This is a genomic window from Brevibacillus nitrificans (assembly GCF_003710965.1).
Lineage (GTDB): Bacteria > Bacillota > Bacilli > Brevibacillales > Brevibacillaceae > Brevibacillus > Brevibacillus centrosporus.
In genome coordinates this window covers 1005096-1021700 of record NZ_RHHU01000003.1, presented here as the reverse complement: position 1 = coordinate 1021700, position 16605 = coordinate 1005096, and the positions used below count along the sequence as shown (strand labels likewise).

The 16605-nt window shown below is 49.4% G+C and carries 16 protein-coding genes; 14 read left to right on the top strand and 2 right to left on the bottom strand.

What is annotated here, in order from left to right; genetic code table 11:
• Positions 1-24: 24 nt before the first annotated feature.
• The 12 genes from EDM59_RS06625 to cdaS all read left to right on the top strand — a co-directional run bounded on the left by EDM59_RS06625 (position 25) and on the right by cdaS (position 11951).
• Positions 25-756 carry a GntR family transcriptional regulator gene (locus EDM59_RS06625; protein ID WP_122922874.1) on the top strand — a complete coding sequence of 244 codons (732 nt, stop codon included), beginning with the start codon at positions 25-27 and terminating at the stop codon, positions 754-756.
• A gap of 67 nt (positions 757-823) precedes the next feature.
• The gene (locus EDM59_RS06620; RefSeq protein WP_122922873.1) at positions 824-2146 is read left to right on the top strand and encodes an ABC transporter substrate-binding protein; all 1323 of its coding nucleotides are present in this window, start codon (positions 824-826) and stop codon (positions 2144-2146) included.
• A 55-nt stretch (positions 2147-2201) separates the two neighbouring features.
• Entirely contained in the window at positions 2202-3092 is an 891-nt protein-coding gene (locus EDM59_RS06615) for a carbohydrate ABC transporter permease (RefSeq protein ID WP_122922872.1), read from the top strand.
• Between the two features lie 7 nt (positions 3093-3099).
• A complete protein-coding gene (locus EDM59_RS06610) occupies positions 3100-3927 on the top strand; it encodes a carbohydrate ABC transporter permease (RefSeq protein WP_122922871.1) in 828 nt (275 codons plus the stop codon).
• A gap of 49 nt (positions 3928-3976) precedes the next feature.
• Positions 3977-4819 carry a sugar phosphate isomerase/epimerase family protein gene (locus EDM59_RS06605; RefSeq protein WP_122922870.1) on the top strand — a complete coding sequence of 281 codons (843 nt, stop codon included), beginning with the start codon at positions 3977-3979 and terminating at the stop codon, positions 4817-4819.
• A 39-nt stretch (positions 4820-4858) separates the two neighbouring features.
• A complete protein-coding gene (locus EDM59_RS06600; RefSeq protein WP_122922869.1) occupies positions 4859-5827 on the top strand; it encodes an SIS domain-containing protein in 969 nt (322 codons plus the stop codon).
• Between the two features lie 122 nt (positions 5828-5949).
• Entirely contained in the window at positions 5950-6630 is a 681-nt protein-coding gene (locus EDM59_RS06595; protein ID WP_246010968.1) for an HAD-IA family hydrolase, read from the top strand.
• A complete protein-coding gene (locus EDM59_RS06590) occupies positions 6605-7831 on the top strand; it encodes an MFS transporter (RefSeq protein WP_148040824.1) in 1227 nt (408 codons plus the stop codon). The genes EDM59_RS06595 and EDM59_RS06590 overlap by 26 nt, the downstream gene beginning before the upstream one ends.
• A gap of 548 nt (positions 7832-8379) precedes the next feature.
• On the top strand, positions 8380-9570 hold the full coding sequence (locus EDM59_RS06585) for an NAD(P)/FAD-dependent oxidoreductase (protein WP_122922866.1): 1191 nt from the start codon (positions 8380-8382) through the stop codon (positions 9568-9570).
• 21 nt (positions 9571-9591) lie between these two features.
• The gene (gene sigJ, locus EDM59_RS06580; protein ID WP_122922865.1) at positions 9592-10458 is read left to right on the top strand and encodes an RNA polymerase sigma factor SigJ; all 867 of its coding nucleotides are present in this window, start codon (positions 9592-9594) and stop codon (positions 10456-10458) included.
• A gap of 114 nt (positions 10459-10572) precedes the next feature.
• The gene (locus EDM59_RS06575) at positions 10573-11142 is read left to right on the top strand and encodes an SF0329 family protein (RefSeq protein ID WP_122922864.1); all 570 of its coding nucleotides are present in this window, start codon (positions 10573-10575) and stop codon (positions 11140-11142) included.
• Positions 11143-11339: 197 nt separating this feature from the next.
• Positions 11340-11951 (top strand): sporulation-specific diadenylate cyclase CdaS, encoded by a 612-nt coding sequence (cdaS, locus tag EDM59_RS06570; RefSeq protein WP_122922863.1) that lies wholly within the window; start codon positions 11340-11342, stop codon positions 11949-11951.
• A gap of 516 nt (positions 11952-12467) precedes the next feature.
• Here the strand turns inward: cdaS and EDM59_RS06565 are convergent.
• Entirely contained in the window at positions 12468-13694 is a 1227-nt protein-coding gene (locus tag EDM59_RS06565; protein WP_122922862.1) for an aminopeptidase, read from the bottom strand.
• Between the two features lie 242 nt (positions 13695-13936).
• On the opposite strand from EDM59_RS06565, the gene pepF reads away from it, so the two are divergent.
• Positions 13937-15751, top strand: a complete 1815-nt coding sequence (pepF, locus tag EDM59_RS06560; RefSeq protein ID WP_122922861.1) for an oligoendopeptidase F — start codon at positions 13937-13939, stop codon at positions 15749-15751.
• 71 nt (positions 15752-15822) lie between these two features.
• Entirely contained in the window at positions 15823-16170 is a 348-nt protein-coding gene (locus tag EDM59_RS06555) for an MGMT family protein (RefSeq protein WP_122922860.1), read from the top strand.
• 47 nt (positions 16171-16217) lie between these two features.
• On the opposite strand, the gene EDM59_RS06550 is transcribed toward EDM59_RS06555, so the two are convergent.
• Complete coding sequence (locus EDM59_RS06550; protein ID WP_122922859.1) at positions 16218-16577, bottom strand: Lin0512 family protein; 360 nt, start codon at positions 16575-16577, stop codon at positions 16218-16220.
• Between the last annotated feature and the right edge of the window lie 28 nt (positions 16578-16605).

Here is a 16605-nt window from a genome sequence, read left to right as displayed (position 1 = left end):
CAATTAGGAAAAGGTTGAGTCGGCATGGAATCACACAATAGAGAAAACACTCCATTTTATAAACAGTTGAAGAGCATAATCATGGATGACATCGAAAGAGGAAAGCTGTCCAGCGGAGACAAGCTGCCTTCTGAGCGTGAGCTGGCAGATTTGTACGGGGTCAGCCGAATGACGGCCAGACATACCTTGTCCGTATTGGAAAGGGAGGGAATAGTCGAACGTAGGGTCGGGGCGGGAACCTTCATCACGAACAAAAAAATTGAAATGGACTTTATCACTTTCAACAGCTTTACCAAAAACATGCTTGGCAAAGGTCTCACACCACGAACACTGCTGCTATCTGTACGGAAAGATCAAGCGAGACCCTCCTTGGCGAGAAAATTAAAGGTGCCCGATGGAGAAGAAGTCATTGTGTTCAAACGTCTGCGCTTGGTCGATGACACACCCGTGGCAATCGAGGAATCATTCCTTCCGTACTTGTTCTGCCCAGGAATTGAAGAGCACATTGCAGACAATACGTCGCTGTATCAGGTGCTGGAGGACCTGTACGGCATCGTACTCGTGAAGGCTAAGGAATATATGCAGGTTACGTTTTCAGATGATTCCGAGAGTAAGCTCCTGCGGATTAAATCGGAAAGTCCCTGTATCCTGTTGGAAGCGGTTGCATTTGATAAAACGGGACGGGAAATCGAATTTTCCAAATCCATCACGCGCAGCGATATCGTCCGCTATTATTCAGAATTGAACCTAAAATAATACAGCAAAGAGGGATGTCAAATTTTTTTAGGATCAATGGTATATACCATTATGGGGAGTGATCAATGTGTTCACGTTTACCAAAAAAATGGCCGTCCTTGGTACGTTGGTCTTGTCTTTAGTGGCGAGTGGGTGTTCCAGCAGCCCATCTTCCGGAGAGGGTCAATCGGCTTCCGACTCTTCAGAGGAGGGCAAGGTTGAGCTCAAACTGCTGCACAAATGGCCGCAGCCGCAATACGCCCCCTATTTTGAAGAAGTCATCAAGGAATTTGAGAGTCAGAATCCTTCCATCACAGTAAAGGTGGAAGCTGTCGCGGATGAACCGATGAAAGACAAACTCCGCGTGATCATGGGGGGAGGATCCGTTCCAGATATTATGTTCTCGTGGTCGGGTGAATTCGCACGGAAATTTGTAAGATCAGGTGCGGCGATGGACTTGACTGAAGCAATGAATGCCGACCCGGAATGGAAAAAGGGTTTCATCCCCGCCTCACTCCAGCCATTCGTCTCCGATGGCAAAAACTACGGTGTACCCCTGCGCTTTAACGGGAAATTCTTTGTCTACAACAAGGAGATCTTTGATAAGCATCAGCTGCAAAAGCCAAAGACTTGGGAAGAATTTTTGCAACTTTTAGACAAATTAAAACAAGCCGGGGAAACGCCTATCATCTTAGGTAATGCTAGTCCATGGGCTGCCATTCACTATTTGACCGGTCTGAATCAAAAGATGGTTCCTGATGATGTCCGCGCTAAGGATTACAATCCTGGAACAGGAGAGTTTACCGACCCTGGTTACATCAAAGCGCTGCAGTATCTGAAGGACTTGAAAGACAAGGGATATTTCAACGACAACATCAACTCCAGCTCGCATGACATGGCGACGCAGATGTTTTTTGCCGGCAAAGGCGCGATGATGTATGTGGAGTTAGAAGAATTCCAAGAGGCACAAAAGAACATGCAGGTTCCGTTCGACTTCTTCCCGATGCCTGCAATCCCAGAAGGAAAGGGCAATCAAAACTATATTACCGGAGCGCCGGACGGTTTCATTGTCTCGTCAAAAACTCAGCACCCAAAAGAAGCAATCGCATTCTTGAAGTTTTTGACCAGCAAGCAAAATGCGGAAAAGCTCGTGAAGCAAATTGGCTGGCCTAGTCCGATTGTCGGCGCTACCAATCCGGATACTGCCTTGAAGCAGGTAGCAGAAGCCGTCGAAATGATGAAGAGCGCAGAAGGAATGGCCGAATGGCTCGATACGGACGTGCATGCGAAAATAGCGGACACGTACCTATCGAATATCCAGCTGCTACTGGATGGAACGAAATCACCGGAGGAGATCATGCAGGAAGTCCAGGGGGTCGCTCAGGAGGTCAATCAGGAAGTCAAGCAATAGGCATTTTGGGTAAGCGACCGTTGGGCTGCTTACCCTCTTCCTAGGAGGGAGACTCATGTTGAAATCGACGTTTCATAATGCCCGGTCCGCACTCCCTTTTATCCTTCCAGCCCTTCTGCTCATCGTGCTGTTCGTGTTTCTCCCGATTATCTTCAACCTTTACTACAGCATGTTTCGATGGAGCACATTTGAGGTGAATAGGGTTTTTGTCGGGTTGGATTACTACGTCAAACTGTTTCACGACCCTGTCTTTTACACTGCTTTGAAAAACAACTCGCTCTACGCGCTGATCTCCCTACTGTTTCAGGTCGGAGGTGGTTTGGTGATCGCAGCTATCCTGGAGGAAAAGGTCATCCGACGTTGGCAGCCTTTTTTTCGGACAGTGTTTTTTCTCCCAGCGGTCATTTCCATCTCGGTAGTGGGCCTCATGTGGCAGCTGTTGTACAACCCAGAAATCGGGCTAATCAATGGGGCACTGAAGACAATCGGTCAAACCGAATGGATGCACCCCTGGCTGGGTGATAGCAAAACGGCAATCTACGCAGTAGTGGCTGTCTCTCAGTGGCAGTACACCGGGTACATGACCATGCTATTTTTGATCGCGATGCACAAGATCCCGGGAGAATTGTACGAAGCAGCCATGATAGACGGTGCCAATCGTCTTCGTACCTTCTTTCATATAACCATCCCGCAGCTGAGAGAAATGATTCTCGTGGGAAGCATGATCACCGTGATTGGTGCCTTTAAAGTGTTTGATGAGGTGTACGTAATGACCTTCGGGGGTCCTGGACGTTCTACAGAAGTGCTGGGGACCATGCTGTACCGTGCAGCGTTTCGCAACGATGAAATGGGGTACGCCTCGACGATCGGAACCATCATCTTTGTCATTACGCTAGGCTTGTCGCTCTTGCAAATGCGACTCGCAAAAACGGGCCAGGAGGTGTAGAGGGCGTATGGTATTTTTGCAAAAATGGTATCGCGTTTTGATCTGGGTGTGGTTTTCCGCCTATGCGCTCTGCATCCTGTATCCGTTGTTCTGGCTTGCGATGAACGGGTTCAAATCCAATCGCAACTTTTTTCTGGACCCATGGGGAATGCCGGATAAGTGGCTGTGGAAAAACTACGTCTCCGCCTGGGATGCGGGAATCGGTCAATACTTTCTGAACAGCGCCTTTGTCACAGTAGTCTCGGTGCTGCTTGTTCTGGTCTTAGGCTCGATGGCTGCCTTTGGACTTAGCCGGTTTCACTTCAAAGGGGCGAACATTTTGCTACTCATCGTGGTGAGCGGATTGATGCTGGCTCCGCAGGTTAGCCTAATTTCCCTCTACAAAATACTTCAGATGATTGGCCTATACAATACACACTGGGCTCTGATCGTGCCCTATGTCGCATTCCAACTGCCGTTTTCCATCTTCCTCATGCGTTCCTACTTTTTATCCATCCCAAGAGAGCTGGAGGAATCTGCGACGATTGACGGATGCAGTACTTGGCAAGTCTACTGGCATATCATCTTGCCAATGGGAAAGCCAATCTTGGCTTCGGCTGCCCTCCTTACGGGGATGAATGTGTGGAATGAATTCATGTTTGCCATGGTGTTCATCGAAGATTCCGCACTTCGGACGATACCGGTGGGATTGATGAACCTGAGGAGCCAGCTGAATACCGATTTTGGTGTCCAATTGGCTGGACTGGCCATTTCTGCAATTCCAATGATCATCATGTTCATTCTGTTCCAGAAACAGTTTGTTCGTGGCATGATGGCAGGCAGTGTAAAAGGTTGAACCATCTCGAATAGGTTTATCGTGTGGGGATCCAAAATAGGGAGGGCATATGGCAACCATAAAGCGTGCGCAGATCACGGGGATGAACTTTCATTACCTGCACTATCCACTAACGTATTTTTTGGAATCCATGGTTCGCTTCCAATTTGAGCAGATTGAGCTTTGGGGAGCGGCGCCGCACTTTTATGTAGAGGATCTGTCCTTAACAGAAATCAGGGGCATCAGGCGCCAAATCGATGACCGCGGTCTGAAAGTGGTGTGCTTCACCCCTGAGCAATGCATGTATCCGATTAATCTCGCAGCTAAGGAACAGACCATTCGCGAGCGAAGCAAACGATATTTTGAAAAGTCCATTGAGGCAAGCGCCGAATTGCAGTCAGAGCTCGTACTGGTGACTGCAGGATGGGGCTATCGAAACGAAAGCAGGGCGGAAGCATGGAAGCGTTCGTGCGAATCCCTGCAGCAGCTTGCCGAGTATGCAAGGCAGCGCGGTATTACGCTCGCGTTAGAGCCTTTGCAGCGTATCGAGTCCAATCTGGTCTGTAATTTAACCGATCTGATGGAAATGGTAAACGATATCAGTTGCCCATCCGTGAAAGGGATGGTGGACACGGTCGCGATGGCTGTGGAAGGAGAAGAGCTGGACAGCTATTTCGAACGACTGGGTGAGGAGTTTGTGCACATTCACCTGGTAGATGGAAAACCCGGTGGACATTTGGCATGGGGCGATGGGAATCTTCCATTGGCGTCGTATATGCAGATCCTCGAGCAACATAATTACAAAGGAGCATTGACGCTGGAATTTACCTCCTCCCAGTACGTACTTGATCCGGATCAGGCGATAGAAGCATCGCTTCGGCGACTCGAATCGTTCGTTGCAGTGGAAAAATAGGAGCTACTAGTCTAGTCACTTTCAAAGGAGGAGAAGCGCATGCTGAATGAAATGGTAGATCGAGTACTCGAGGAATATAAGAGTAGAGAGATTGAAAAAGTTTTCCTAGTCGGGTGCGGAGGTTCGTCCGCGCTCATGTACGCCAGCAAATATGCCTTGGATCACGAAGCCAAAACGATTGATTCCGATCTTTACAGCTCCAATGAATTTATCCACCGCCATCCTGCTAAGCTGAGTGAAAAATCCCTCGTCATCCTTTGCTCGCACTACGGCAAAACGCCGGAAACCGTGAATGCCGCTTGCTTTGCCAGAGAAAAAGGGGCTATGACCGTCTCCCTTACCTATGATCCGGATTCTCCCCTGGCAGAAGCATCTGAATTTGTCATCGTGTATGAGGAGGGGAAAGAGCAGCCTTTCCTAAACGATGCGCATGCGATCATGTACGAATTGGTCTTCGGTCTTTTGTATATCAAGGAAGGCAATCCCAAATACGAGGCCATCATCCATTCGCTAGCGGCACTGCGTCCGGTGATCGAAAAAGCGAGGGAGCAAGCCCTTCTTGCAGCACAAACCTTTGGCCGTACGTACCGGGATGCTAGAATCATCTATACCATGGGCAGTGGTGCCAACTATGGTATCGCCTACTGGTTTGCCATCTGCATTCTCATGGAAATGCAATGGATCCATTCCCACGCTATTCATGCCGGGGAGTATTTTCATGGACCATTCGAAATATTGGATAAGGGAGTACCTATTATCCAGCTTGTTGGTCTCGACGAAACTCGTCCCCTCGAAGAGCGTTCCCTCGGCTTTTCTCGGCAGTATGGCGATACTATCATCACCCTGGATGCCAAAGACTTTGATTTAAGCGAGGTGGACGATCAAGTGAAGGGGTACATCGCGCCGCTCGTACTGCATCGGGTACTGCGAGTCTATGCGGAAGAGTTGGCGAATGCGCGCAATCACCCGCTCAGCACACGAAGATATATGTGGAAAGTGGCCTATTGATTATCTACAGAAAATAGATGGCGTCTTCAACTGCACGTGGAAAAGAATCAACAAGGTTCTTTCAGGCAGCTGGGGGCGCTGCTGTCGTTTCGCTAATGGAGCAGAGGAGGAGAGAGACTGTGATTAAAGGAATTGTTTTTGACTTCGATGGACTTATCCTGGATACCGAAACGATCTGGTACCACTCATTTCGTGAAGCCTTTGAGCAGCACCAGCTGGATTTACCGCTCCAAACATTTGCTTCCTTTGTGGGGACACATGGAGGAGCGTTCAATACGTATCTGAAAAAAGTGGCAGGGACTAAGGAGAAACTCGAGACGATCAGGCGAGTGGCAAATGATTTACATCGGGAAAAGATCAAGGAAGTGGAAGCAAGGGCTGGTGTACGGGATTATCTGGCTACGGCAAAAGAACTTGGACTGCGAATCGGTCTAGCCTCCAGTTCGAACCGAGCATGGGTCGAAGGGTTTCTTCGGCAGCTCCGGCTTCTTCCCTATTTTGAAGTGATTAAAACCGCCGATGATGTGGAGAGCGTAAAGCCAGACCCTGAGCTGTACGTAAAAGCTGTGAGTGCTCTTCACCTTAGCCCAGACGAGGTCCTTGCTTTCGAAGATTCAGCCGCAGGAGCAAAGGCGGCGAAAGCAGCAGGGCTGCAATGTGTGATCGTGCCCAATCCCGTCACAATGGATTTGCTGTTTGAATCCTATGATTGGCGGTTGGAATCCATGGCCCAACATCCTTTGACTCACGTATTGGCGAAGCTGGATAGAAAGTGGAGTGAAGACTCTCGTGGCCCTCTTTGAGAGAAAGCTGCTCTTTATTTCATTTGTTGGCATGCTGTTTTTCGGTTCCATCGACTCCCTGCGAAGTATCATGACCCCCTTGATTCAAAAGGATCTACACTTGAATTATCTTGAACTGAGCGGTGCATTTTCTTTGGGATCGTTTGGGTATTTGGCAGGCTCTTTTCTCGGAGGACTTGTGATTGACAAAAAAGGGTTGAAGTTTGTCACGGTGTGGGGAAGTTTTCTTATTGCCGTAGGACTGCTTCTTTACATGAATGTGGAGAACTATAGTCTGTTCGCATCCGGTTTTGTCCTCGCTGGGATCGGGGGAGGCTTCCTGGAGATCGGGATAAACGGTGCAGTACCCGCCGTAGCAAAATCCGCAGAAGACCAGGCGAGATATTTCAACTGGCTGCACGGGTTTTACGGTGTCGGAGCATCTGGGCTTCCAATCCTCAGTATCTGGATCCTGCAGCTTTCTCCCGATTGGCGAAGCGGCTTTTGGGTGGAATTGGTGCTGCTTAGTTTCATCCTGCTGTTCGTTATCTTTTTTCGATACGGTCAAGTGACCACACATAGTGGAAAGCCCCATTCACAGCGAGAGACTGTGCCAAATACTATCAAATCAGGAGGGTATACCAGACTCGTTGGATTGCTTCTGGCTATCTTGGCATATGTAATGGCAGAAGTCGGCTATGCTACTTGGCTCCCCACTTATCTTCTGCAAGTTAGAGCTCTGCCGCTTTCAGAGGGGGCTTTGTACTTATCGGGTTTCTATCTGGTTTTTACCGCCGGACGATTAAGTGCACATTGGTGGATTCATCGGATTGGTCAAGAGAAGACGGTTATGATCAGCTCAACACTAGGTATACTCTTGGTTGGCACTGCCATCGTCTGGAGAGGGGAGGCAGCAATGGCCCTGTTTATCGTGTCTGGAATCTGCTTTGCGGCAATATTCCCGACGATTGCAGCCATTGCTTGCTCCCTGTATGCGAATCAGGCGGGGAGGATCCTTGGATATTTGTTTACAGCATCTGGTCTGGGAGCTTTGGTAGGGAACGGTATGATTGGAGTCATCGCCAACACCTATGGCATCGAATGGGCCTTTTCCGGCATCATTTGCTTTCTGACCTGTGTGTTCCTATGCATGCTTGCCGTGATCCGAAGCAAGGAGAGAATACCAACAGACGAATCATTTGTTCATTCTAAAAATTCCTAGGATAGTAAGTGGGAACTCAATAAATGGGGACCTAGAAGAAAGTCAAGACAACCTAAGCAGAGGGGCGAAGCCGGATTTTTCCAAGCTGCTTAGACTGGAGGAAAAGCAAGCCGGTGAGTGTCTGTCCATTTTCGCGCTGTATATGGCTCTGTAGCCCTGTAAAAAGCCTTACCGACGGATTGATGGTATACCCTTCGCGTTGTTGACGGCCTTTGATGCTTCGCTGGAGCCGCAGCGGGTTCTGCGACGTACCCAACGTTTACAATGGAGCGGAAACGAAGCAGATGTCTAGTTATAGGGGCGATTACTATCTCGGTTAAGATAGTGATCGCCTATTTTTTATTTTAAATATAATATGTATTAGACTGGATAATAAAGTTCTTAGACTGGGGCCACGTTAGGCTAACGGCAGATTTACTCAACAAACAGTCACGAAAAAACGGCTGATGAAACGGGCTCATGTAATTTTTTTTCGTTCGTTTCCGATGTCACAAATCAGAGCCTTACATCGTTCTATGTGCAAAACGTAAAAGGGGAGCTGAGGAACGATGAACGACTTGACATGTGTCATCATAGGAGGCGGCTATGCAGGGCTACAAGCGCTCAAACAAATAAAGGAAAAGACCCGGGGCATAGCGAATGGACGGCGAATTCGGTTTGTTCTGATCGACAAGCAGCCCGGTCATTTGCGCAAATTGAGAATGTTCCGTCCGACTGCGGTCGAGGAAGAGATTGTGATTCCCTGGGATCATTTAGCTCTAAAAGATTTCGAATTCGTACAAGGTACGGTTGCGTCCGTGGATAGTAAGGAAAAACGGATTCGATATACGGATGCGCAAGGAAATGATGCCCGAATGCAGTATGACTTTCTAATCGTGGCGGTCGGCAGCATTGTTCGGCGACCGGATCCCGATCAAGGAGGCATCGCCTTGACCGACCCGCAAGCCGCGACAGACATCCGGGAACACTGGCGTGCCAACCTATGGAAGGCTGCAGACGAGAAGGATCCTGGTGAACGCAAGAGACTGATGACCATCGCGGTTGCGGGAGCAGGCATTAGCGGCATGGAGACGTCCGCCGAGCTATCGATCGCCATGAGGAAGGAAGCAACGGCGCTAGGACTGAATCCATCCGATGTCTCCGTCTATTTGCTGGATGCACAGGAACGACTACTTCCGGAAGTGTCGGATAAATTTAGACGGAAGCTGGATCAGCGGCTCATCGAATGTGGAGTAACGGTACTTCATAATCGTAAGGCGATGCGAGAGGAAGCAGGAGTGGTAACGCTCAGCAACGGCGATTGTCTGGCGGTTGGTCTATGTATTTGGACGTTGGGCTTGATACCCAATCCGGGCCTCCGAGGGATGGGCTTGCCGCTTACTCCTGATGGGAAGGTACTGGTGGATGAATGTTATCGCGTCCAAGGGATGCCGAACGTTTACAGCATTGGCGACTGTGCGGGAATCGTCGATCCGATAGACGGCAGAGCAACTCAGATGACGTGCTTTGAAGCTGGGGAGCAGGGATTACTACTGGGAAAGATCGTGATGGCAGATTTGGACGGCCGTTCGGCTCCAAGTCATCATTCAGCCAAATCGAATATGGATGCTTTCACCATTGCACTCGGGGAAGAAGGGGTGTTCTGGATACGAAAATGGGGACTCGATATGGTCATGACAGGAAAGATTCCGGGGAGAATCAAGAAACTGGTAGAGGATGCCGCCAGTATGCTTAGATAGAAAACGAAGGAGGGACAGCGATTGGAAGAACTGTACGATCAATATAAAGCGCTGCTGTTCACGCTGGCTTATCAGATGACAGGCTCCGCGGCAGACGCGGAAGATGCGGTACAGGACGTATTTGCCAAGGCGTACGACGTACATCCTGAACGCTTGGAAGAACCGAAGGCGTATTTGTGCAAAATGGTAACCAATCGCTGCCTCGACCTGCAGAAGTCGGCGCGGAGGCGGAGGGAAATGTACGTTGGTCCGTGGCTACCTGAGCCGATTCGTACGCAGCCAGTGGCAGATACGTTTGAGATGACGGTCGTCCGGCGCGATCTGCTGTCTTACGCCATGCTCGTGCTGCTGGAGAGGCTGACGCCAACAGAGCGTGCGGTTTTCGTTCTGCGCGAGGCGCTGGGCTTTGATTATCCCGAAATAGCTGAAATGCTTGGCAAGCGAGAGGCGAATTGCCGCAAGCTGATGAGCCGTGCAAAAAGCAAGATGGGTATATCTGAGGAGGAGACGGTTGTGGCCGAAGCGGTCGAACTGGAATGGGTTAGCCGGTTCCTTACATCCCTCGAGAAAGGTAACGTCGATCAGATACTGTCCCTGCTGACTGAAGATGTCATGCTTGTCTCCGACGGGGGCGGAAAAGTACTCGCGTTCACGCGTCCGATACAAACGCGCGATCAAGTGGCGCGAATCCTTGCCGGCGCGTTCGAGGGCATAAAACCTTATTATCATGGAAAGCTTCACTCCGAGTGTGCCCATCTGAACGGTGAGACCAGTATCGTACTCCGTTCGGGAGACGAAACCGTAGCGGCTATGTTTTTACAACGCCAAAACGGAAAGCTTTCCGGAATCTACATCGTACGAAACCCGGATAAGCTTACACAGGTTTAGGCTGCCAACCACAGACTTTGTATCCACCATGAATTAGTCTAAATTAAATAAGTAATCTCCCGGAGGAATAACTGCCACATTAGCTAATGATGAAATGCAACATAGGAGGATGGAATGTCCTGGAGCAAATTGAAACAACAGCTGGAGAGTTTTCTCTGTCCTGCCTTACAAGGAAAAGTTGAATACCGTGCGACCGGCTATCGTTATTTACCAGACAAAGCAGGACTGTGCTATATTGCAGTAGATAAAAAGAATGTACTCCATATGAGTGATAAAACGACCTCAATCAAATGGTATCAGACGGAGCAGGAAATTAAGAGTGATCCGGATATCCGAATTCCTATCAGCGAAGAAGAAATCGAAGCTGTCAGAAAAGAAACCAAGGGGACAGTTCCGGAAGATCGTCTAAGAGTCATTGCAAGAAATAGAAAAATGGCAGAATATGCAAAGGAGCTTTTGTTAGCCCAAGCAGCATTAAGCAAATCAAATTTCAGCGGTGTAGCTACTAAATTTTTATCCACTTCTATAGAGGAAAGCATGGAGAGCAATGATATCTTATTGAATATCCTAGCTTTGGTGGACAGACGAGTAGGGAAAAAGCGAATTTTAAACATGGCCGAGAAAATGAAGGGAAAGCATCCGATTGTTCAGTATTTTTATGAATTACGTCTTCGTACTTTATGAAAACAAATAAATGATTCACATCCGACCGAGAAAATCCGTCCAGTATTCCTTGAATCCTCTTCGCGGCAACTGCCTTTCGATTGATATTGCTTCTAGGGCTTGTTAGAAAATGGTTTCCCATTCGAGACAAGAATGTTTCTACGCGGGGAGGGGAACAATCATCCATACAAGGGATAAATTGAAACTGAGGGGTTTTCATGGAACGAGTGAACTGCGACGTATCCCCGCTAAAGGGGGAGATGAAAGAGCAACTGACGGCAATTTCCAGTGCAATCGAACAAAGCATTCTTGCACTCGAGAATGAAAATGGATGTCTGCTCGGAACTTTCGATCAGATTCGCAGCCGGTTTAGCCAGCTGGAGACCACGGCGGCTTCCTTTTACTTGCAATGCTATTTGGGTCCGTATACAGACAAATACACCGATCTTTCCTTGGCTGTGCAAAACTTATCCTCGCGCAGACAAGGGGCATTGATTGTCGTCGAGCGAGAAGATTCACTCCAATCGTACCTGCAAGCCGGAATTCCGATTGGAGCCTGGATGACCCATTCCCTGCTGGAATCGATCTTTTTTCCGGGTAGTCCCTTGCATGACGGGGCAGTTGTTATCCGGGAAAATCACATCCTCTCAGCGGCAAACGTCTTGCCCTTATCGCATGTGTCCGTTGGAGAACAAAAACTGGGAACAAGACATCGAGCGGCTTTGGGACTCAGCGAACAATGCGATGCTCTGATCATCGTCGTCTCCGAAGAAACGGGAAAAGCATCCTTTGCCATGCAGGGTCACATGTATCCGATTATCACCCATTAATCCAAAGAAATAGAAAAAGGCGCCGTCTAAGGGGGAACCTGCGACGACGCCTTTTTCGTATTCAGGATCCCGCGGAGTTCAGCCTTCTTTGGAACAGCCAAACGAGAAACATGAAAAAAAGATACACGCTGGTAAAAACAGCAGCCAACGCCATATTGGCAAAGCGGGGACCGATTCCAAGAAGGTCGCTTTGATGGAAGTAGGAAAGAAATTCCAGGGATACCAAGGAGAGAATCCATAGGGAAGTAGCTAGGATATAGGCCAAATCAACCACTCATTTCAGGTATGGTTAATTGGTTTATCGGTATGGGAGATGAAAATTTTTACAGCGGAGCAAGAGGAATTTTCGTAAATTGGGCCTGTGATTGATAAATGATTAGGAAGAACTATTCGCAGGTAGATCTGATGGTATAGAAAAACGGAGGAAGCCAGGGAGAATTGGACTAGCTGCCTGAGAGTGCCCAAAACGAAAAGAGGCAGTGCAGAACATCGATCTCGTTCCGCCTGCCCTATTTATTACGCCCAGTTGCCGTTTCGGAAAATCGGTTCCCGGCTGCCATCCGCCGTTTCCCCGTCGATATTCATTTCGGCCGAACCGATCATGAAGTCGACATGAGTAATACTGCTATTCAAACCGTATTCCTCCAGCTCTTCGTTGCTCATATTGGCTCCGTTTTCGATGTTGACGGGGTAAGGATTCCCGATGGCCAAATGGTTCGAAGCATTTTCATCGAAAAGCGTGTTATAAAAAATGATGTTCGACTCCGAAATGGGGGAGAAATGCGGAACCAGAGCCACTTCACCCAGGTAATGGGAGCCCTCGTCCGTTTCAATCAGCTTCGTGAGCGCAGCCTCTCCTTTTTCAGCCTTTGCGGAGACGATCCGTCCGTTTTCAAAGGTAAGCGTGAAGTTCTCGATCAGGTTGCCTTGATAGCTCAATGGCTTGGTGCTGGTGACCGTTCCGTTTACGCCTTGTTTGAGAGGGGCTGTAAAGACTTCCTCGGTTGGCATGTTGGCCATGAAGGAGGTGCCATCTTTATTGACGCTGCCTCCGCCGATCCAGATGTGGCGAGGGGGAAGCTCAATGGTCAGGTCCGTCCCTGGTGCTGTGTAATGCAAGAAGCGGTACTGCTTCGCGTTGAGCTCGTCGACTTTTTCATTGAGCTTTGCATGATGGTCGTGCCAGGCTTTCACAGGATCCTCCGTATTGACGCGTGTAGCGCGGAAAATGGCTTCCCAAAGTGCGCGCTCCTGCTCTTCTTTTGGCAGGTCTGGAAACACGACAGATGCCCAGGCAGGCGACGGCACGGCAATGACACTCCAGCTCACTTTGTCAGCCATGGAATAGCTGCGGAACGTATGGAGAGCCTGACCAGCCGTACGATTGGCGGTAGAGATTCGCTCCGGGTCGACCCCTTTCAGGAGATCGGGATTGGATGCATTGATATAAAGAAAAGCCGCTCCGTTTTCCGCGAGCTCTTCCAGTCCTTTTGCCCGCCACATCGGGTACTCGCGAAAGGCCTCATCAGGAGCGAGATCGTACTTCATTCTGGTGAGTTCATCGTCAGTCCAGTCGATTTGTACATTTTTGGCGCCGGCTTCGTACGCTTTTCTCGCTACGTTGCGCACGAATGCAGCTGCGGAGATGGGAGCTGTGATGACGAGAGTCTGCATGGGCTGGACGTTGACACCGACTTTAACAGCTAGCTCGGCATAGCGATCGATTAACGATTCATCATTCATCGAGAAAACCTCCTATGTACAATACCTATCCTTCCTCCTTATTATAGCTGTCCAGCTGGTTTTTTCTTCTATTAATTTTTATTGCGCATTTCCTAGGAAAGCGCAGAAAGAGACAGAATCCCGCTGCTTTCGAGCCGACCTTTGGCGATCGCTTTCTTTTTTGGAAATAGAGGAATATTCCAGTAAGAATCCAATTTTAATAAATAGAAAACATTTTACCGAAATCGAGGGAGGCGTGAGCATTGAAATCAAGACCGACGCGTGAGCATGTGGCAGTTGAGCAAACCTGGAATCTGGACGACTTATTTTCTACCCAAGAAGCGTGGGATGCCGAGCTGCAGGAAATACTTGACCATCTTCCATTGCTCACTGCATTTAAAGGGACATTACATACTGGGGCAGAAAATCTGCTGGCTTGCCTGGAAGCGAGAGATGAGCTTGTCGTAAGGGCGCAGCTCGTGGCGACCTATGCCAGATTGCGTACTTCGGAGGATGGGACCAATCCGCAAAATCAGGCAATTTCTGCGCGGGTGGGAGATGCGATTTCTGCCTTGAATGCAGCACTCTCGTTTATTTCCTCCGAGATCCTCGACTTGCCCGACGGTACGATCGAAACGTATCTGCAGGAGGAGCCGGGGCTTGAGACATATCGCAAGAGCCTGCATGAGCTGTTGGAAACAAAGCTCTACCGTTTGAGTGCAGATACCGAATCCGCTCTCGCAGCGTTAGGGGAGGTCTTTTCTGCTCCGTACACGATTTACAATCGAGGAAAGCTGTCTGATATGACGTTTGCAGCTGTACAGGACTCCCAAGGGGCAGAGCATCCGGTATCGTTCGCCCTGTTTGAAACAGATTATGAAATGTCGTCAGATACGGCACTGCGTCGCGCTGCTTACGAATCGTTTTCGCAGACACTTGCCAACTACCAAAACTCTTTTGCAGCCGTGTATGCATCGGAGGTCAAGCGGCAAACCGTGATGTCTCGCTTGCGTGGGTATGAATCAGTCACGCAAATGCTGCTTCAGCCCCAGCAAGTCACTTTAGATATGTATCATAATATTCTCGACATCATCGGGACACAGCTCGCTCCCCACATGCGGCGCTATGCCAAGCTAAAAGCGAAAGAGCTGGGTTTGGAGAAATTGCAGTTCTGCGATCTGAAGGCGCCCCTCGACCCGGAATTTAGTCCGCCTGTAACGATAGAAGAAGCGGGCAAGTTGATCAAAGCCGCTTTGCAAGTGATGGGGCCCGAATACGCGCAGATCATGGAAACAGCGCTGGACAACCGTTGGATCGACTACGTAGACAACGTAGGCAAATCGACAGGCGCCTTCTGCTCGACTCCGTACGGAAACCATTCGTACATTCTGATTACCTGGTCGGGCAATATGCGCAGTGCGTTTACGTTGGCTCATGAGCTCGGTCATGCTGGCCATGGGATCCTTTGCGGCCAAAATCAGGCTTATATCAACTTCCGTCCGACGATGTATTTTATTGAGGCACCGTCGACGTTAAACGAGCTTCTTTTGGCACAGCATATTATGGAGCAATCCGACGACCCTCGCCTGAAGCGCTGGGTGATCATCCAGCTGCTGAATACGTACTATCACAACTTCGTGACACACATGCTGGAAGCGCAGCTGCAACGAAAAGTGTACGAAGCCGCACAAGTCGATGTTCCGATTACCGCGAAGAAAATGTCCGAGTGGAAAGGCGAGGTCCTTGCGAATTTCTGGGGAGATGCTGTCGAGCTCGATGCAGCGTCCAGCCTGACTTGGATGCGTCAACCGCACTACTACATGGGGCTATATCCATACACGTATGCAGCAGGCTTGACGGCTTCCACAGCAGTAGCAGCGAAAATTCGGGAAGAAGGACAGCCAGCAGTGGATCGTTGGCTGGAGGTTCTAAAAGCGGGAGGAACGAAGCGGCCGCTGGAGCTGATGAAGATGGCCGGGATCGACATGTCTGATCCACAACCGATCCGCGATGCCGTTGCCTACGTGGGCAGCCTGATAACCCAGCTGGAAGAGCTTTTTGCCGCGCAGGAGCAGTAAGGAAGCAGGAATGGCTGAGCTTGTGCAGGTGAAAGCCGCGCAAGCTCTTTCTTTTTGGAGAGGAGCATAGAATGAGACCATTTACCCAGCGTGCAGTGGAAATCATTTCGCAAATACCGGCAGGGACTGTCATGACCTATGGCCAAATTGCCGGCTTGGCAGGCAGTCCGAGAGGGGCGAGACAGGTGGTGCGAATCCTTCACTCCATGAGCAAAAAGCATAAACTGCCCTGGCATCGCGTGATTAACGCGAAAGGCATGATTGCACTGGCAGATGAAAGTTCATTTCACGAGCAAAAAATGCGATTGGAAGCAGAAGGAGTGCGAGTGTCCGAGGATGGGGCGATTGACTTGAATACCTTTCAATACGTTCCCGCCGAAGAGCTGGATCCGTTTCTACGCGAAGAAGAAAGAGGGTAAAGCAAACAGGCCTGCGCCTAGGCAAGCCTGTTTTTTGCCGTTTAACCTTAATATCCCACTTCTACGGAAGCAATGACGACGTAGGCCAGGTCGTTTTTGTCTTCTTTTTCAGCGATGACCACACCGCTGCTGGTCAGCATTCCACCTTCTACTACATCAAACGTGACTTCCCCATAAGGCAATTCTGCACGGACGGTGTCCAAATCCAATTTGTCTTGGTCCGCAGGGACAGCCAAGCGAACATTGACTTTCATGTTGTGAATATTGTTCTCCGGGAGAACCATGCGCAGACCCGGCATCGAGTTGTGATGAATGGCATTTTGAACGGCACGTACAGCTGCCTTGGTGACGTTTTGTCCATGCAGGTCAATGCCCATCCCGATTTCAATAAACATGACTTTTTCCATATTCGTCTCACTCCTATGTAAGCCTTCT